The 17,755-nt window shown below is 62.7% G+C and carries 15 protein-coding genes; 5 read left to right on the forward strand and 10 right to left on the reverse strand.

Annotated elements, in window-relative coordinates; genetic code table 11:
• The first annotated feature begins 9 nt into the window (after positions 1-9).
• The 3 genes from rhdA to HB675_RS02720 all read left to right on the forward strand — a co-directional run bounded on the left by rhdA (position 10) and on the right by HB675_RS02720 (position 3,663).
• Positions 10-843 (forward strand): rhodanese-like domain-containing protein, encoded by an 834-nt coding sequence (gene rhdA, locus HB675_RS02710; RefSeq protein ID WP_213875537.1) that lies wholly within the window; start codon positions 10-12, stop codon positions 841-843.
• 9 nt (positions 844-852) lie between these two features.
• Positions 853-1,716, forward strand: a complete 864-nt coding sequence (gene asd, locus HB675_RS02715; RefSeq protein ID WP_213875538.1) for an archaetidylserine decarboxylase — start codon at positions 853-855, stop codon at positions 1,714-1,716.
• 162 nt (positions 1,717-1,878) lie between these two features.
• Positions 1,879-3,663 (forward strand): molecular chaperone, encoded by a 1,785-nt coding sequence (locus tag HB675_RS02720; RefSeq protein ID WP_213875539.1) that lies wholly within the window; start codon positions 1,879-1,881, stop codon positions 3,661-3,663.
• A 51-nt stretch (positions 3,664-3,714) separates the two neighbouring features.
• Here HB675_RS02720 and serB read toward each other — a convergent pair whose 3' ends face one another.
• Positions 3,715-4,914, reverse strand: coding sequence for a phosphoserine phosphatase SerB (serB, locus tag HB675_RS02725; RefSeq protein ID WP_213875540.1), 1,200 nt, complete (start codon positions 4,912-4,914; stop codon positions 3,715-3,717).
• Between the two features lie 148 nt (positions 4,915-5,062).
• Here serB and HB675_RS02730 point away from each other — a divergent pair, with 148 nt between their 5' ends.
• On the forward strand, positions 5,063-6,595 hold the full coding sequence (locus HB675_RS02730) for an AhpA/YtjB family protein (protein WP_213875541.1): 1,533 nt from the start codon (positions 5,063-5,065) through the stop codon (positions 6,593-6,595).
• Between the two features lie 99 nt (positions 6,596-6,694).
• On the opposite strand, the gene HB675_RS02735 is transcribed toward HB675_RS02730, so the two are convergent.
• From HB675_RS02735 to HB675_RS02770, 8 genes are all read right to left on the reverse strand, one after another.
• Entirely contained in the window at positions 6,695-7,393 is a 699-nt protein-coding gene (locus HB675_RS02735) for an ABC-type transport auxiliary lipoprotein family protein (RefSeq protein WP_213875542.1), read from the reverse strand.
• Positions 7,394-7,551: 158 nt separating this feature from the next.
• Positions 7,552-9,819: a DNA topoisomerase IV subunit A gene (gene parC, locus HB675_RS02740; RefSeq protein ID WP_213875543.1), complete on the reverse strand. Its 2,268-nt coding sequence runs from the start codon at positions 9,817-9,819 to the stop codon at positions 7,552-7,554.
• Between the two features lie 43 nt (positions 9,820-9,862).
• Positions 9,863-10,864 (reverse strand): esterase-like activity of phytase family protein, encoded by a 1,002-nt coding sequence (locus tag HB675_RS02745; protein WP_213875544.1) that lies wholly within the window; start codon positions 10,862-10,864, stop codon positions 9,863-9,865.
• Entirely contained in the window at positions 10,864-12,768 is a 1,905-nt protein-coding gene (gene parE / locus HB675_RS02750; protein ID WP_213875545.1) for a DNA topoisomerase IV subunit B, read from the reverse strand. The genes HB675_RS02745 and parE overlap by 1 nt, the downstream gene beginning before the upstream one ends.
• Before the next feature lie 40 nt (positions 12,769-12,808).
• Entirely contained in the window at positions 12,809-13,417 is a 609-nt protein-coding gene (locus HB675_RS02755) for a YqiA/YcfP family alpha/beta fold hydrolase (RefSeq protein WP_213875546.1), read from the reverse strand.
• A gap of 94 nt (positions 13,418-13,511) precedes the next feature.
• Positions 13,512-14,327, reverse strand: a complete 816-nt coding sequence (gene cpdA, locus HB675_RS02760) for a 3',5'-cyclic-AMP phosphodiesterase (protein ID WP_256737446.1) — start codon at positions 14,325-14,327, stop codon at positions 13,512-13,514.
• Positions 14,328-14,416: 89 nt separating this feature from the next.
• Positions 14,417-14,869, reverse strand: coding sequence for a DUF1249 domain-containing protein (locus HB675_RS02765; RefSeq protein WP_213875548.1), 453 nt, complete (start codon positions 14,867-14,869; stop codon positions 14,417-14,419).
• A complete protein-coding gene (locus HB675_RS02770; protein ID WP_213875549.1) occupies positions 14,860-15,477 on the reverse strand; it encodes an NUDIX domain-containing protein in 618 nt (205 codons plus the stop codon). The genes HB675_RS02765 and HB675_RS02770 overlap by 10 nt, the downstream gene beginning before the upstream one ends.
• A 212-nt stretch (positions 15,478-15,689) precedes the next feature.
• Here HB675_RS02770 and HB675_RS02775 point away from each other — a divergent pair, with 212 nt between their 5' ends.
• Positions 15,690-16,436 carry an RsiV family protein gene (locus tag HB675_RS02775; protein ID WP_213875550.1) on the forward strand — a complete coding sequence of 249 codons (747 nt, stop codon included), beginning with the start codon at positions 15,690-15,692 and terminating at the stop codon, positions 16,434-16,436.
• On the opposite strand, the gene cytX is transcribed toward HB675_RS02775, so the two are convergent.
• The gene (gene cytX / locus HB675_RS02780) at positions 16,405-17,694 is read right to left on the reverse strand and encodes a putative hydroxymethylpyrimidine transporter CytX (protein WP_213875551.1); all 1,290 of its coding nucleotides are present in this window, start codon (positions 17,692-17,694) and stop codon (positions 16,405-16,407) included. The genes HB675_RS02775 and cytX overlap by 32 nt on opposite strands.
• Positions 17,695-17,755: the final 61 nt, after the last annotated feature.

The following is a 17,755-nucleotide window of genomic DNA, read 5'->3' on the forward strand; positions in this document are numbered from 1 at the left end:
AGATGTCCCATGCCTGATTTTTCCGGCCTGCCGCTGGTGATCGAACCGGCCGACCTGCTGGGCCGGCTTGAAGCACCGGAACTGATCCTGGTCGACCTGACCAGCCAGGGGCGTTACAGCGCCGGGCATATTCCCGGCGCGTGCTTTGTCGACCCCAAGCGCACCCAACTGGGCCAGCCACCCGCCCCGGGCCTGCTGCCATCGATGCCGCAACTGCAAGCGCTGTTCGGCGAGCTGGGCCATCGCTCCAACGCCACTTATGTGGTGTATGACGACGAAGGAGGCGGCTGGGCCGGGCGCTTTATCTGGCTGCTCGACGTGATCGGCCACCACCGCTACCACTATCTGGACGGCGGACTGCTGGCCTGGGAAGCCGAGGGCATGGCCCTTTCCACCGACGTGCCCACCCCAACCGGCGGCCCGGTACCGCTGACGTTGCACGACGAGCCCACCGCCACCCGCGAATACCTGCAAAGCCGTCTCGGCGCTGCCGACCTGGCGATCTGGGATGCGCGCAATCCGCTGGAGTATTCGGGAGAGAAAGTGCTGGCCGCCAAGGGCGGACACATTCCCGGCGCGGTCAACTTCGAATGGACGGCGGGCATGGACCCCAAGCGCAATCTACGGATCCGCCGCGACATGCCGCAAATTCTGGCAAACCTGGGCATCACCCCGGACAAGGAAATCGTCACACACTGTCAGACCCACCATCGCTCGGGCTTCACCTATCTGGTGGCCAAGGCTTTGGGCTATCCTCGCGTCAAGGGCTACGCCGGCTCCTGGGGTGAATGGGGCAATCACCCCGACACGCCTGTAGTAATGCCCGCAAGTCGTAAAGCCTAAGGAAATTTCATGAAATCGCGTTTGTTCATCATTACTCAGTACCTGCTGCCACATCACCTGTTGTCCCGCCTGGCCGGCTGTGTTGCCGAATGCCGGGCCCGCTGGTTCAAGAATGCCTTCACCGCCTGGTTTGCCAAGCGCTACCAGGTGGACATGTCGCAGGCTTTGGTTGAAGACCTCACCGCCTACGAACATTTCAACGCTTTCTTCACCCGCGCCCTCAAGCCCGGCGCGCGCCCGCTGGACCCGACGCCTGATGCCATCCTGAGCCCTGCCGACGGCGCCTTCAGCCAACTGGGTCCGATCGAACACGGGCGGATTTTTCAGGCCAAGGGCCACAGCTTCAGCGTGCTCGAACTGCTGGGCGGCGATCCGGTCAACGCCGCGCCCTTCATGGGCGGCGAATTCGCGACTGTTTACCTGTCGCCCAAGGATTATCACCGGGTACACATGCCCTTGGCCGGGACCTTGCGTGAAATGATCTACGTGCCCGGACGGATTTTCTCGGTCAACCAGACCACCGCCGAAAACGTGCCGGAACTGTTCGCTCGCAACGAACGCGTGGTGTGCATCTTCGACACCGAGCGCGGCCCCATGGCCATGGTGCTGGTGGGCGCGATGATTGTTGCTTCGGTTGAAACCGTCTGGGCCGGTCTGGTGACGCCACCCAAACGCGAGCTGAAAACCTTCAGCTACGATGAGGCTGCGCGCGCACCGATCCATCTGGAAAAGGGCGCAGAAATGGGGCGCTTCAAGCTGGGGTCCACGGTGATCGTGCTGTTCGGTCCGGATCAGATGAAATGGGCCAGCCAATGGACTGCCGGCAGCCCTGTGCAAATGGGTCAGGCCATCGGCGCACCGGCGTCAGCCTGATTGCGGAGGCCGCGGGATGACTTCACGGTCGGCTTGGGAACGCTATAGCTGCGGGCGTTATCCAATGCTGGTAGAGTCCGATCAAGTTCGTCCCGCTCGGTCGCTTCGCCCCAATGGACTCGAAGCCACGGGCTTCGGTAGAAGAACCAGGAAAAATGATTGATGTCTCGCCCTAGCCCCCATCTGTTGTTGCGCGCACCCACGCCCACGCAGCTGAGCCTCACGTTCTGCGAAGCGAACCCGCGCGACCTCAAACGCTGGATTTCCACGCTTCCCAAGGCCAACCTGGGCGAAACCGCGCGGCTGTTGTATCAAGGTATGGGCGAGCTCAACCAGTTGCTCACACCGAGCGACAATCGTCTGCAGATGCTGGAATTGTTGCGCCCCGAGGTCTACTACGTCTGCAAGAACCTCGAACGGCACTTCCTCAATCAGTCTATCGTGCTGGACGAGCGTGCGCGCAAGGTCGCCAATCTGTGCCAGGCGCTGCAAAACTACCTGGCCATCGGCTACAAACAGATTGTCGCGCGGCAAGCGCCCAAGCCGGCCAGCAAGGAGCGCGCCCAGCTGTTGACGGCGAGCATCCAGCGCGCCTTGCACTGCCTCAACGGCCCGCTGATCCGCGCCTGCCTGCTATATTGTCCGGTACCCGAAAGCGTATGGCTGGAGCTGCACCAACTGTTCCTGATTGCTCAGGAGAGCAAGCTGGAAAATGTATCCATCAGCGACAACCTGTCCACACCGCGCAGCATGACCATCCAGCAGACCTACCTGACCGGGCTACTGCTGGGCACATCGCGCAGCAACCAGATGCGTCAGAACGCAATCGCTCGCCTGACCGAAGTCATCGAAAGCTGGAGCGCCCTTGCACGGATACTGCCAGCCAGCGATGCCAGCAGCCTGTTCGCAATTGCTCCGGGCATCGATGGACCGCCGCGCTACAAGACACTGTTCCCTGAGGCACAGATCTCCGGCCTGTTGGGCATCGACCCGATGCCGCTGGTCAATGCGCTCAAACAGTTCCTGGAAATGACCCGCGAACAACGCGCCCAGTCACGTCTGGTGCCCAGCGGTTTCAGTCTCGACCTGTTGCAACACCTGAGCGCGGCCTGGGGCGACGTGGCCGAGCGCACTTTCCAGCGCACGCCGGGCCACGGGGACCTTACCGTGTGCATCGGCATGAGCGCATTGCATTACTACCTGGGCGGCGAGCGCTCGTTCGGCGAGATCCTGCGCCGCCCGACCCTGGCGCCCACGCCGCAGTTCGGCGAGCAGAATCGCGATCCGGGCTGGAGCCAGGCCTTCGATGTCGAGGCCGAAATCAACATGGACGCCGGCCAGCCGTACGAGGAAATTCAATATGGACTGCCAGCAGGCGACGGTACTGGCGGCCCGATGAACAGCGAAAGCAGCTTTCCCAAGTTTGCGCTGCGCATCGTCAACCACAGCCCGGGCGGTTACTGCCTGGCCTGGCCCAAGGAAGTGCCGCCGCAGTTGCAGGCCGGGGAAATGGTCGGCATCCAGGATGCACCCTCCCACGGCTGGAGTGTTGCGGTGGTGCGCTGGATTCGCCAGGTGCGCGATGGTGGCACCCAGATGGGCATCGAGCTGGTTGCGCCCCATGCGCAGCCCTGCGGCCTGCAACTGGTGCGCAGCAGCGAGGACAACAGCCAGTTCATGCGCGGGTTGCTGCTCCCGGAAATCCGCGCCATCGACATCCCGGCCACCTTGCTGGCGCCCCGCCTGCCCTTCCAGGAGGGCAACAAGATCATCATCAACACCAATGGCGACGAACGCCCGGCCAGTCTGAGCAAGCGCCTGGCCAGTACCGGCAGCTTCAACCAGTTCGAGTATCGCCATCTGGAACAGGTAGTGCTGGAAGAGAAGGCGCCAGGCACCACAGCGGATGGCGAAGAGGACTTCGATTCGCTGTGGAAGGATCTTTGATTCGCAGAGGCTGCAGGCCGGCTGAACCGTGGGAGCAGCCCCCTCCTTGAATCAGAGGCTCCGCTGGCCCAGCAGGTACAACACTCCGTCCAGCCCCAGCGTCGAGATCGCCTGACCAGCCGAGGCCTTGACCAACGGCTTGGCACGGAAAGCGACACCCAAACCGGCAATCGCCAGCATCGGCAGGTCATTCGCACCGTCACCCACGGCAATGGTCTGCTCCAGCGTCAGGCCCTCCTTCGCGGCCAGTTCGCGCAACAGGTCAGCCTTGCGCTGGGCATCGACAATCGGCTCCACCGCCACGCCGGTGCATTGGCCATCGACCACTTCCAACTCGTTGGCGAATACGTAGTCGATACCCAGCTTCGCCTGCACCTGACGGGCGAAATAAGTGAAGCCACCGGACAGAATCGCTGTCTTGTAGCCCAGGCGCTTGAGCTCGGCAAACAGCGTCTCGGCCCCTTCCGTCAGTTGGAGCGACTCACCAATCGCATCGAGTACGTTGACGTCCAGGCCCTTGAGCAGAGCAAGGCGCTCCTTGAAGCTGGCACGAAAATCCAGCTCACCGCGCATGGCCCGCTCGGTGATGGCCGAGACCAATTCGCCGATGCCGTGAGCCTTGGCCAGCTCGTCGATGACTTCCGCCTGGATCAGCGTGGAGTCCATGTCGAACACCGCCAGCCGGCGATGACGGCGGTACAGCGTGTCTTCCTGCCAGGCAATGTCGATATCCAGTTGCCGGGCCGCCTCGAGAAACTCACTGCGCATCACCCGCGGCTCGGTGGCGTCGCCGCGCACCGTGAACTCCAAACAGGCCTTGGCACCGATCAGCGCGCCACCCTGCAGCTGGGGAGCCGACAGACGGTTAATGGCTTCGATCTGCAAACCGTGGCTGTCAGTGATCGAGGTCACTCGGCGCACTTGCTCGGCGCTGACCTCGCGGCTGAGCAAGGTGACGATGTGCCGAGGCGTCCGCTGGCCCGCAGCCCAGGCCTGATAGTCGGCCGGGGACAATCGGGTGAACCGCGCCTCCAGTGACTGATGACGCGCCGCCGACTGGATTTCCTCCATGAAGGCCGCATGGTTGGCGGCTTCGACCTGGGCCACCAGGGTCAGCGTCTGAGTGTCATGGACCAGCCGCTGCTCGATGTCCAGCAGGGTGGCATCGACATTGGCCATGACGCCGGTCATCAATGCCGTCAGTCCCGGACGCTGCGCGCCGGTGATATTGATCAGGACGATTTCGCGCAAGGCGCACCCCCAGGTTGGAAAAAGAGCGCATTCTACCTGCTTTGCAGCGTGTATCGGCACGCTGAAAAAGCCATGGGTTAACCGAGACAGAATCGACGAGCCATCGTTATACTGCGCCCCAACTCCACGGACAGAAGAGCCGAGCTCTGTGAACCGGCCTACGCCAGTCAAAAACGACAATTTCTTCCTGCTGATCTTTCGGGCGTTGCGCCATCGCCGCGCACCGATCGCATTACGCATCGCCACCCACAACATCGTTCTGGTCGCCTTGGCGCTGATCATCTACGCCGCCGTGATGGGCTTGCAGTTCAAGCAAGCCATGCACGAGCAGGCCGATGCCCTGGGCCAGAGCCTGACCACGCAGACGGCATCGTCCGCCACCGAATTGCTGGTGGCCAATGACATGCTCAGTCTTAACGTCCTGCTTAACAACCTCGTGAAGAACCCGTTGGTGGCGCACGCGGCGATCTACAGTGCCGATAACCGAATCATCGCCGAAGCCGGCCAGCGCCCGAAAAACGGCTTGCTCGGTCCGGCCGATGGCCTGTACGAAACCAAGATCAGTTTTCAGGACGTGACGGCCGGCACCCTGCGTATCAGCCTGGACATGAACCAGTTCCAGCAACCACTGATGCTCAGCCTGCAAAGCATGGCTATCCTCGGCGCGATTCTGCTGGCCCTCGCGCTGGCCCTGAGCCTGCGCCTGGGTCGCAAGATATCCACCCCTCTGATGCAACTGCGCGTCTGGCTGCGGGCGCCGGACCCTTACACCCCCGGCGTGCAGCGCCAGGATGAAATCGGCGATCTGGCCCGCCAGCTTCACGCCAACCTCGCACCGCCGGAGCCGGAGCCAGAACCCGAGCCGGAAGAAGAGGAAGAAATCTTCGAAGTACCCGAGCCGGCCGTGCAGGTCCGCGCCGCACGCGAGCCCGGCTTCGACAAGTTGCCGCCGCTGCCGGTCAAGATGCCTCTGCGCCGCATCCAGGCCGAAGAAGACCTCGACGACGAAGACGGCGACGACCCTTTCGCCGACCTGCGTGATCACTCCCCTGCCGTCGTGGCCGCTGCCACACCGGTGGCGGTTGTGCCCGCGCCGGCAGCGAAGCGTTCCAGCACCAGCGCCGTCCTGGCGGTGCAGCTGGGTGCCCAGGAACAGCTACGGCGCCTGCCTCGCCAGCGTCTCACGGAGCTGCTGCAACGCTATCGCGACTGCCTGGATCAAGCCGCATCCCTGTACCAGAGCGAGCTGCACACGCTCAACGATGGCAGCACGCTGATGCTGTTCCACAGCGAGGACATCGGCGACGACTACCTGACCAACGCCATCTGCTGCGGCGAACTGTTGCGGGCCTTGGGCCATGCATTGCAGGTTGAAGTAGCCGACAGCGGCATCACCCTGCAATTGCAACTGGGGCTGGTATTGAGCGAGGAAGTCTTCGGCCTGGGACAGCTCGACCTGCTGCTGACGGAGAGTGCTCAGGATGCCTTGGCACTGTCCCAGCACAGCCGCAATCTGTTGTTGGTGGAACGGCGTATTGGTGATGACGGGCTGATCCGGCAACGGGCACGTATTCGGCCGATCGCCAGCCCAGAGGGGGCCTGCTGTGTGGAGCGATTGCTGGAGCCTTATCCATCACTGCTGGAGCGGCAGTTGGCACGGATGCATGAAACCAGGGCTTGACTGAATATCGCACCGGCTGCACCGCGGGCAAGCCCTGCTCCCACAGGATCACAACATGCCTGTGGAAGCAGGGCTTGCCCGCGATGGCCGTTGCTGGGTCTAGAACCGGAAAATCTCCATTTCCGTCCGAATCGGTGCCGCCAGCGGCATCTTCGGTTTGTCCGAGGCCTCTTTCGGCACGGCCTTCAGCACTTTCTTCTCGTCCGCCAGAGGCGGCTGATTGGCCAAAGGCCTGACCGCAACCGTCAACTGCTCGGCCAGGCGCTGCAGCAGAATGCCCTGAGCCTGCACCTGCGCCGGCGTATTGCCCTCATGTTTCTGTTCGAGGTGAACGATTCGGCTGTCACGGACCACCCCGCGACGATCCAGCACCCGCCATTGCGCATCCAGCACCGCCGGCTGAGTGTCACCCGAATCCAGACGCGTGATCGACAGTTGCACCTGCACATCCGGGGCCGTCACCGACGGCGCGGGCGCCAGGGCGACACGGGAGCTGTCCAGGCGCCAAGCGAGCTGGCGTACCAGTAATTGATCGATGTCGGCGGACAGGCTGCCCGCCCAGCGTCCGTCGGTGGCGGCACGCAAGCTGCCGTCAGGTTGGCGCTGCAACAAAGTGTCGTGCTGCAGGTAGTCGGCAACGGCCACAGGCCCCAGTACCACCGACATGCCGGTGGACGCCTTGGGCAGCCTGGGGCTGCCCGCGTCCAGTTGATACAGGGCGACCGGCGGGTGCCCGGCACAGCCAGCCATGGCCAGAACGCCGGTCAACCATAAAGCGCGTAGGCGTAAAAAAGTCATGATCCCATCCAGGCGGCCGCTTCGACGCGTGCCGCAGTGATACTCAACGAATTCGTCTGCACATCAGGATCGCTGATGTCGCAAGGCGCCTATCATCCGAGAATATGCGCCCTGACTCCAGCGCTTAAACCGCGCCGGGTCAATGTTCTGCGACTTTTTTACACACCCTGACCGATAGTTTCCACCAGCAAGGCATCGACACGCTGGAAGCCACGGGGCAACTTGTTGCCGCGCCGCCCGCGCTCACCCTTGTAATGTTCGAGATCATCGGCCTTCAGCGACAATGTACGCTTGCCCGCTTGCAATACAAGGGTTGCCCCCTCGGAAATTACCGCCAGATCCGTGACGTATTCCTCACGGCTGAGTACCCGCTCACCGGGCACACCGATGATCTTGTTGCCCTTGCCTTTGCTCAGCTGCGGCAAGTCCGCCACTTTGAAGATCAGCAGACGCCCTTCAGTGGTCACCGCAGCCAACCAGCTGCTGTCCAGACTGGCCACTGGCCGAGGCGCCAGCACCTTGGCGCCGTTGGGAAGGCTCAGCAAAGCCTTGCCCGCCTTGTTCTTGGCTTGCAGGTCTTCGCCCTTGACCACAAAGCCGTAACCGGCATCGGAGGCGATGACAAACAGCGCGTCATCGTCTGGCAGCAACACGCATTCAAAGCTGGCACCCGGTGGCGGGGTCAGACGACCGGTCAGGGGTTCGCCCTGCCCCCGCGCCGACGGCAGGGTGTGGGCGGCCAGCGAATAGCTGCGGCCGGTGGTGTCGATGAACACCGCAAACTGATTGGAGCGGCCCGGCGCCGAGGTCTTGAAGCCGTCGCCGGCCTTGTAGGAAAGCCCGGTAGCGTCGATGTCGTGGCCCTTGGCGCAACGCACCCAGCCTTTTTCCGAGAGAACCACGGTGACCGGCTCGGTCGGCATCAACTCGTTTTCCGACAGCGCGCGCGCTTCGCTGCGCTGTACGATCGGCGAACGACGGTCGTCGCCATAGGTTTCGGCATCTTTGATCAGCTCGCTGCGCACCAGCTTGCGCAATTTGCTTTCGCTGCCCAGCAAGGCTTGCAGCTTGGCCAGTTCCTTGGCCAGCTCTTCCTGCTCGCCGCGAATCTTCATTTCTTCCAGACGGGCCAGTTGGCGCAGGCGAGTGTCGAGGATGTAATCGGCCTGGATATCGCTCAGTGCAAAGCGCTCGATCAGACGCGCCTTGGGGTGCTCCTCGGTGCGGATGATATGAATCACTTCATCGAGGTTGAGGAAGGCGATCAGCAAACCGTCCAACAGATGCAGGCGACGCTCGACCTTGTCGAGGCGGAACTGCAAGCGGCGCTTGACCGTGTGAATACGGAACTCCAGCCATTCCAGCAGCAGAGCTCGCAGGTTTTTCAACTGCGGCCGGCCGTCCAGGCCGATGATATTGATGTTGACCCGGTAGCTGGATTCCAGCTCTGTGGTGGCGAACAAGTGCTGCATCAGCTCGTCGTGATCGACCCGATTGGAGCGCGGGATGATGACGATGCGGCACGGGTGTTCGTGGTCGGATTCGTCGCGCAGGTCGGCGACCATCGGCAGTTTCTTGGCCTGCATCTGCGCGGCGATCTGCTCCAGCACCTTGGCCCCGGAGACCTGGTGAGGCAGCGCCGTAACCACGATGTCGCCGTCTTCGATCCGGTACACCGCACGCATGCGCACCGAGCCCTTGCCGGTTTCGTACATCTTCAGCAGGTCGGACCGTGGCGTGATGATTTCCGCTTCGGTCGGGTAGTCCGGGCCCTTGATGTGCTCGCACAGCTGCTCGACCGTGGCCTTGGGCTCGTCCAGCAGACGCACACAGGCAGACGCTACTTCCCGCAGATTATGGGGCGGCACGTCAGTGGCCATGCCTACGGCAATACCGGTGGTGCCGTTGAGCAGGATATTCGGCAAACGTGCCGGCAATACCGCCGGCTCGTCGAGGGTGCCGTCGAAATTCGGCACCCAGTCGGCTGTGCCCTGCCCCAGCTCGGTCAGCAATACTTCGGAATAGCGCGACAGCCGGGCCTCGGTGTAACGCATGGCGGCGAATGACTTGGGATCATCCGGCGCGCCCCAGTTGCCCTGGCCGTCCACCAGGGTGTAGCGGTAGCTGAACGGCTGTGCCATCAGCACCATGGCCTCGTAGCAGGCCGAGTCGCCGTGGGGGTGGAACTTGCCGAGCACGTCACCGACCGTACGCGCCGACTTCTTGTGCTTGGAATCGGCGTCCAGGCCCAGTTCGCTCATGGCGTAGACAATCCGCCGCTGAACCGGCTTCAGACCGTCGCCGATGTGCGGCAAGGCGCGGTCCATGATCACGTACATGGAGTAATTCAGGTAAGCCTGTTCGGTGAAGTCGGCCAGTGACCGACGCTCCACGCCATCCAGACTCAGATCAAGGGAGTCGCTCATGGGGACCTCAAGAAGAGAATGCTTTCAATAGATTCGGTAGCGCTCACGGTGCCTCCCAGCCGGACTGGGGCGCGGCGAAGCGCCAGACAATCGGACGCACCTCACCGTCTTCGCGAGGCTTGTCGTTGTTGTCAACGCCCAGCCAGGCGCCTTGTTCGTCGATGACCAGCGCTTCCAGCAGGCCGTAGGGCTGATCGTAGCGGCGCCCCGGAGCCAGTACTTCATTGGCGAACGACCAGCAATGCTCGACCGTGGCGGTGACCGGGTCACGCCGGCAGATCTGGTAGGCGTTGCGCTCAAGGGTGTATAGCTTGCCTTTGTACAAGGACAGATCGGAAAAATCCTTGACCCGAGGCTGCCGGGAGGTGATCTGCGTCGGCAAAGCGACGTAGCCGGCTTCGCTGAGCAGCACACAATGGCCTTCGCAACCCCAACCCTGATCGCCGTCGCGGCGCTTGATGACCAGCAGGCCACGCTGCTCACGCTCGGCCGCCAGCCACATGCGCTTGCCACCAGGGTCCACGGCAATGCCTTCGAAAATGGCGTTGAAGTGAGCCAGCAGGCCGCGCTCGCGCGCTTCGCCAACCACCGCCGGGTCGATCGGCAGCCACTGCGGCGCTCCGCCGCGCGGCACCTTGAGCACCGAGGCATAAGCCTCGCTGACCACATAACGGTTGCCTTGGGCATCGCAACTGATGCCCTCGAAGTCCAGACTGCCGCCACGCACGTAGGTGCTGGCCTTGACCATCAGGCGAACGCCTTCCGAGAGGCCGCTGGGCGGTGGAGCAGGCACCTTGATCGCCAGTGCATGGGCCTGCCACACCGGGCTGGACGAAGGGTCAAAGCGATAAATAACATCGTCGTCGCGGTCGGAAACCGTCCACAGGCCATCCCCGCACGCGGCCAGGCCCGACAGGTTGCCACCGCGCATGCCGTCCACCACGTGCTCGGACAACAGCTTGAGCTGCTCCACCGGGGCCGCGAGACAAGGTGCAGCGATGCACATCAGGGCGATCGACAGCCAGGCTGCCGGCGCCTTGGCCATCAGGTCAGCACCTCAGCCAGGTTGCCCTTGGACTCCAGCCAGCTCTTGCGGTCGCCGGCGCGCTTCTTGGCCAGCAGCATGTCCATCATCTCGCTGGTGCCGGCGAAGTCTTCCAGGGTCAACTGCACCAGACGGCGGGTGTTGGGGTCCATGGTGGTTTCACGCAACTGCGGCGGGTTCATCTCGCCCAGGCCTTTAAAGCGGGTAACCTGCGGCTTGCCGCGCTTCTTCTCGGCCACCAGGCGGTCGAGGATGCCGTCGCGCTCGGCTTCATCCAACGCGTAGAAAATCTCCTTGCCAAGGTCAATGCGGTACAGGGGCGGCATCGCCACGTACACGTGCCCAGCATCCACCAAAGGGCGGAAATGCTGGACGAACAGCGCACAGAGCAAGGTGGCGATGTGCAGGCCGTCGGAGTCGGCATCGGCGAGGATGCAGATCTTGCCGTACCGTAGCTGGCTCATGTCTGCCGCACCGGGGTCGACACCGATGGCCACGGCGATGTTGTGTACCTCCTGGCTGGCCAGAACTTCGCTGCCGTCCACTTCCCAGGTGTTGAGGATCTTGCCGCGCAACGGCAGGATCGCCTGGAACTCCTTGTCCCGCGCCTGCTTGGCCGAGCCACCGGCGGAGTCACCTTCCACCAGGAACAGCTCGGAGCGCATCGGGTCCTGGCCGGCGCAATCAGCCAGCTTGCCCGGCAGGGCCGGCCCTTGGGTGATGCGCTTGCGCTCGACCTTCTTGCTGGCCTTGAGCCTGCGCCCGGCGTTGCTGATGGCCAGTTCTGCCAGTTGCAGCCCCAGCTCCGGGTGCGCGTTGAGCCATAAGCTGAAGGCGTCCTTGACCACGCCGGAGACGAAGGCCGCCGCTTCACGGGAGGAGAGGCGCTCCTTGGTCTGGCCGGAGAACTGCGCGTCCTGCATTTTCATCGACAGGACGAAGGCAATGCGCTCCCAGATGTCTTCCGGGGCCAGCTTCAAGCCGCGCGGCAACAGGCTGCGGAACTCGCAGAATTCGCGCATGGCATCCAGCAGGCCCTGACGCAGGCCGTTGACGTGGGTACCACCTTGGGCCGTGGGAATAAGGTTGACGTAGCTTTCCTGCACGCTATCGCCGCCTTCCGGCAACCACAGCAGGGCCCAGTCGACCGCTTCCTTGTTACCGGCCAGGCTGCCGCAGAACGGCTCGTCGGGCAGGCGCGCATATTCGGTGACCGCATCCATCAGGTAGGAGCGCAGGCCGTCTTCGTAATGCCACTCGACCTTCTCGCCTGTGCCCTTGTCTTCGAAGCTGACCAGGAGCCCCGGGCATAGCACCGCCTTGGCCTTGAGCACATGCTTGAGGCGGCTGACGGAGAACTTCGGCGAATCGAAATATTTGGGGTCTGGCGCGAAGTACACGCTGGTGCCGGTGTTGCGCTTGCCGACGATGCCCACCACTTCCAGGTCGGTGGCCTTGAAGCCGTCGGCGAAGGTCATCTGGTATTCGTTGCCGTCGCGCTTGACGCGCACCCGCACCTGATTGGACAGGGCATTGACCACCGAGATGCCCACGCCATGCAGGCCACCTGAGAACTGATAGTTCTTGTTGGAAAACTTGCCGCCGGCGTGCAGTTTGGTGAGGATCAGCTCGACGCCGGAAACCCCCTCTTCGGGGTGGATATCCACCGGCATCCCGCGGCCATCGTCGGCGACCTCCAGCGAATGGTCGGCATGAAGGATGACTTGAATGGATCTGGCATGCCCGGCCAGTGCTTCGTCGACGCTGTTGTCGATCACTTCTTGGGCAAGGTGGTTCGGCCGACTGGTGTCGGTGTACATGCCCGGGCGCTTGCGCACGGGGTCGAGGCCCGAGAGGACTTCGATGGCGTCTGCGTTATAGGAGCTAGCGCTGGGATTGGCCATGGGGTCTCGTCGTCAGTCGTTCATTGAAGATAAAAAAGTGTCAGCCGAGGTGCAGATCGACAGGGCGGTAGAGCTCGGGAGCGATGCCGGCAAAGCTGAACAAGCTCGGCAGTCGAGCGACGAAACCCTGGAAGCCGTGATCGCCGCCGGCCTCGATACGCAGGTCGCAACGGGCGTAGAAGCGTTCGGCATGGCGGTAATCCAGGGTTTCGTCGCCTGTCTGCAACCACACTTGATAGCGCAGCGGGTCGCTGGGAGGCTCGACTTCAAGCTCGGCCAGTGCCGCCACGTGATCGAGGGTCAACTCCCAGGACTCACCGGTGTAGAGGTTCTGCTGCGTGCCCAGAAAGCCGTCGAACAGCCGGTGCGGGTTGACCGCAGGGTTGATCAACAGGGCCTTGAGGCCGTGGCGCTCGGCAAGGTGAGTGGCATAGTAGCCGCCGAGCGAGCTGCCGACCAGCAACGGTTGCCCCAGTTCACGGATGGCCGCGCTCAGTTGCGCGATGGCCTGGCGCGGATGGTGATGCAGCGCCGGCACGCGCAATTGCTCAGCCAGGCCCATGTGCTGCATGGCGGTGCTCAATTGGGTGGCCTTGGTCGAGGCCGGAGCGCTGTTCAAACCGTGGATATAAAGAATGGAACCCGACACGCGACCGCCTCCTGTGAAGATTGGGGACTCGGCAGTTTACAGGGGTTATGTGAAAATCGGGTTTTCGATGTGTCTCGAAATCGTGTAACAGCCCTCAGTACCCTTCAGCTGTAAAATCCGGCGTGAATTCAAAATCCTTGACCCGCGACACCCCGGTCTCCAGCCCACCATCGGGCAACAACCGCAACCAGCGATACCCCGGCGCCAGCTCATCCAGCGCAAACCCCTCGCTGCGCGGTTTGAACTGAATGCAGGTCGATGGCGACGCCAGCATGCGCAGCCCCTTGTGGGTCTGGTCGAAATCCTGGTGGATATGCCCCCAGAGCACGGCTTTGGCTTGCGGGAAGCGTTCCAGCAGATCGAACAGCGCATTGGGATTGCGCAGTCCGATCGGCTCCATCCACTGGCAGTCGATCGAGACCGGATGATGATGCAGACACACCAGATGATGGCGGTCAGGCGCCTCGCTCAGGGCCTGGGCCAGCAGTTGCAGCTGATCGTCGGCCAGGAAACCGGGCACAGATCCGGACACCGACGAGTCCAGCAGTGTGACCCGCCAACTACCGATGTCCACCACTGGACTCATCAAATCCTTGCCCCGGGTCACTGCCTGCATGACCTGGGTTTCGTCATGGTTGCCGGCGAACCAACGCTTGGGCACGTCGAATGCCTGCGTCATGGCATCGAACGCCTGATAGGACTCTGCCGTGCCGTCCTGTGACAGGTCACCCGTGGCCAGAATCAGGTCGATCTGCGGTTGCTCCGCGGCCACCAGTTCGATCACCCGCTGCAGGCTGTCGCGGGTGGTCATGCCCAGCAATTTACCCTGCGCCTCGGCAAACAGGTGGCTGTCCGTCAGCTGCACCAACAAGGCCGCTGAGCCGGCAGGAAGAAGTGGGACGTTGGGCAAGGGAAGCTCCTCGGGCTTGTTCGCCATCGGAGTATGGTGCTTGTAAGAGGGATCGGCAAATACGGCAACGGCAGCGTGGGACAGAGCTCTCAGACAACCGGATGCATTTCGTGGCCACATTCCAGACAGTGGTTCAGCCATTCGCCGAGAAACAGGTTCAACTGCGCCTTTTCGTCGGGCTGGTGCATGGCATCGTTGGGGTACGGGTATACGCTGCGAAACCGCCGTGCGTGCTCGGCGCTGACCACTTCGGCCATCCGCGCATCATGGTAGACCTGCACCTCCAGTTGCGGCACTGGCAGCCAAGGCAGGCTGTGCTCCTGACGCACCCGCAGGGTAGTCGTGTAGGGGCAGGCCTGCGCCACCTCCAGGCTCAGCACGCCGAGCATCTGGTCGCCCTGGGTCATGCCGATGCGCCGCGAACGCTGCTGGCCGCGCATATCCGGCAACAGGCGCAGCAGGCGCGCGTAATTGGCCTCGCAAGCGGCCTGGAGCCCGATCAGGTCGACCCGGTAGCGTTCGCGTAATAGATTCAAGTCCACTTCCCCCTTATTTCGTCACGGTTCAAGGCCAGCCACTGCAGGGCGATAATTGCCGAACCGTTGATGATCCTGCCGTCACGCAAGGCCTGCAGCGCATCCTCGAACGCCCAGACCTTCACGCGAATGTCTTCACCTTCTTCTTCCAGACCGTGCAGACCGCCCACCCCCTGAGTGTCACAGCGGCCCAGATACAGATATACATATTCATTGCTGCCGCCCGGCGACGGGAAATAGCGAGTGATCGGCAACAAATCGGTGAAGACCAGCCCAGCTTCCTCCTCGGCCTCGCGCCGCGCAACTTCTTCGGGCTGCTCCTGTTTGTCGATAAGACCGGCGACCACCTCGATCAGCCACGGATTGTCGATCTTGCCCACCGGCCCGATGCGAAACTGCTCGATCAGCACCACTTCGTCACGGATCGGGTCGTAAGGCAATGCGCACACCGCATCGTGGCGCACAAACAGCTCGCGGCTGATTTCCTTGCCCAGGCCGCCGGCGAACTGCTCGTGGCGCAGGTGCAGGCGGTCAAGCTGATAGAACCCCTTGAAGCAGTTCTCTCGCTTGACGATCTCGATCTGGCGCGGGGTCGAGCTGTTGCTGTCGGTCATCGTTGCTCCTGCCTGGAAATAGTGCTGCGGGAAAAGTCGTTCTGGCCACATCCTAACCGCGATGCCAGCGCATTGCAGCCCCTTTGAAGATTAGCTCCGGAGTGTCAGGATAGGCGGCTGCCGATGGATTTTTTTACATGCAGGGGCAGCGAACCGAAGCCCGGACAGCGAGTCCAAGCCTCACTTCTGCGCCCCCTGAACCAAGGAACACCATGTCGTTTTTGAAGCTCACTGCCCTCGCCTGTGCGGCCTTGACCCTGGGCGCCTGCTCGAGTCTGTTCCAGCCTGACTACCACAAACCGCTGCAGGCCAAGCGTGAAGCCTGGGAGCACATCAAGCCCGGTTGCAGCAGTGGCGCCGACTGCCCGCTTGTGAATGTGGACACGGTGCATTTCGCTGACGAACCCCAGCTCGACACCTTGGTCCAGCAGCGTCTGCTGCAAATGACCCGCAACAGCCCCGACTCCTCGGTCGCCCCGACCCTGCAAGCCTATGAGCAGCAGTTTCTGAACAGAGCGGCACCGCGCTTCAGCAGCTACCTGCAAGCCAAGGTACGCGAGCAGCATGACGGACTGGTGATCATCGAGTTGTCCAGCTACCTGGACGAAGGCGGCGCCCACGGGGTTCCGGGGCGTGGTTTCATCAACTGGTCACGCCCGCTGCACAAGGAATTGACCTTGCAGGACATGCTGCTGCCGGGCCAGGAGGCCGCGTTCTGGCAGGCCGCCGAAGAGGCTCACCGCGGCTGGGTGAACATGCTGGCCGACCGGCCGGCCAGCTTTGCCACCGACTGGCCGTTCAAGAAGACCCCGCATATCGCCCTGACTTACGGCGGGGTCATTCTCAAATATGACGTGCTGACCATTACGCCATACGCCATGGGCCACCCGGAAATCAAGATCGACTACCCGCGGCTCAACGGCGTGCTCAGGCCGGAACTGTTCCCGGGTCGCGGCTGAACACACGGTTGAACCCGTAATGCAGCACCCCGGCGAGGATCAGCGACGGCAAGGTCGCGCCCACGTTGGGGTACAGGTTGGCCAGGACTTGATAGGTGACAATACCACCCAGCCAGGCAATCAAGGCTGCCCAGCGCAGACCGACGTGCGCTTCGGCGCCTTGACGGCGGCGCAGCACAAAGTGATCCACCAGCACCACGCCGAACAACGGCGCAAACACCGAGCCGATCAGCAACAGGAAGTTCTGGTATTGCGCCAAGGGCGCAAAACAAGCGATCAGGGTGCAGATCACACCAATGGCCAGGGCGATATGCTCGACCTTGGCCTTGACCAGCAAGCCGCTGGACACCGCCGCCGAGTGAATGTCGGCGAAAGCGTTTTCCGACTCGTCCAGCAGAATCAGCAACAGCGGGATACCCAGCCCGGCGCCGGCCAGCGCCATGAGCAGGGCGTTGGTTTCACCACTGGGCGCGAACGCCAGGGTGTAGGCCACGCCTAGACTCATCAGCCACAGATTGCCGATGAAGAAGCCCAGCGCGGTGCCGCCGAACACGCCTTTGGCCCGACGACCGAAGCGCGAATAGTCGGCAATCAACGGCAGCCATGACAGCGGCATGGCGATCGCAATGTCGAAGCCCACGGCGAAGGTCATGCTGCCATCGCCCACCTTGGCCCAGAGGCCGGCAAGGTCGGCCTTGGCAAACAGGTTCCAGGTCAGCCACAGGCAAGCGGCCAGCAGAATCCACACGCCCCACTTCCTCAGTACCTGGCGCACGAAAGTCAGCGGGCCGCTCACGGCCAGAACTGTCGCCAGCGCGCCGAACAGCAATGTCCAGACCAGTGGCTTGGTCCACAGGCTGTCGGCACCAAAAGCGCCCGCGCTCAGCAGACTGGCCGCATCACGCATGACGATGATTTCAAAGGCACCCCAGCCAATCAGTTGCAGCAGATTGAGCAAGGCGGGCAAGGCGGCGCCGTGACGGCCCAGGCTCAAGCGTAACGCCGCCATGGCCGACAGGCCGGTGTCGCTGCCGATCACGCCGACGGCTGCCAACAGCAAAACCCCCACCAGCGTGCCGCAGAAAATTGCCATGACCGAACCGGCCAGCCCCAGGCCTGGCGCCAGCAAAGCCCCGGTCTGCAACACCATCAGGCCGATGCCCAGGGAAAACCACAGGGAAAACAGATCGCGCGCGCCGAAAACCCGCTGGCTGGCGGGAACGGCGATGTCGGGTGAGTAGGTACTGGGTGTGTTCACGTGTGTTGCTCATGGGAAATTGAGGGTGGCCTTCCGGAGCACATTCGGCCCTACGTAAAAA

The sequence above is a fragment of the Pseudomonas sp. dw_358 genome, assembly GCF_018449655.1.
Classification (GTDB): domain Bacteria; phylum Pseudomonadota; class Gammaproteobacteria; order Pseudomonadales; family Pseudomonadaceae; genus Aquipseudomonas.

What these genes read in the sequence shown, in the direction of transcription:
- rhdA (WP_213875537.1), top strand. Translation starts at nt 10, where the DNA reads ATGCCTGATTTTTCCGGCCTGCCGCTGGTGATCGAACCGGCCGACCTG.
- asd (WP_213875538.1), top strand. Translation starts at nt 853, where the DNA reads ATGAAATCGCGTTTGTTCATCATTACTCAGTACCTGCTGCCACATCAC.
- HB675_RS02720 (WP_213875539.1), top strand. Translation starts at nt 1,879, where the DNA reads ATGTCTCGCCCTAGCCCCCATCTGTTGTTGCGCGCACCCACGCCCACG.
- HB675_RS02735 (WP_213875542.1), bottom strand. Translation starts at nt 7,393, where the DNA reads ATGACTTTTTTACGCCTACGCGCTTTATGGTTGACCGGCGTTCTGGCC.
- parC (WP_213875543.1), bottom strand. Translation starts at nt 9,819, where the DNA reads ATGAGCGACTCCCTTGATCTGAGTCTGGATGGCGTGGAGCGTCGGTCA.
- HB675_RS02745 (WP_213875544.1), bottom strand. Translation starts at nt 10,864, where the DNA reads ATGGCCAAGGCGCCGGCAGCCTGGCTGTCGATCGCCCTGATGTGCATC.
- parE (WP_213875545.1), bottom strand. Translation starts at nt 12,768, where the DNA reads ATGGCCAATCCCAGCGCTAGCTCCTATAACGCAGACGCCATCGAAGTC.
- HB675_RS02770 (WP_213875549.1), bottom strand. Translation starts at nt 15,477, where the DNA reads ATGACCGACAGCAACAGCTCGACCCCGCGCCAGATCGAGATCGTCAAG.
- HB675_RS02775 (WP_213875550.1), top strand. Translation starts at nt 15,690, where the DNA reads ATGTCGTTTTTGAAGCTCACTGCCCTCGCCTGTGCGGCCTTGACCCTG.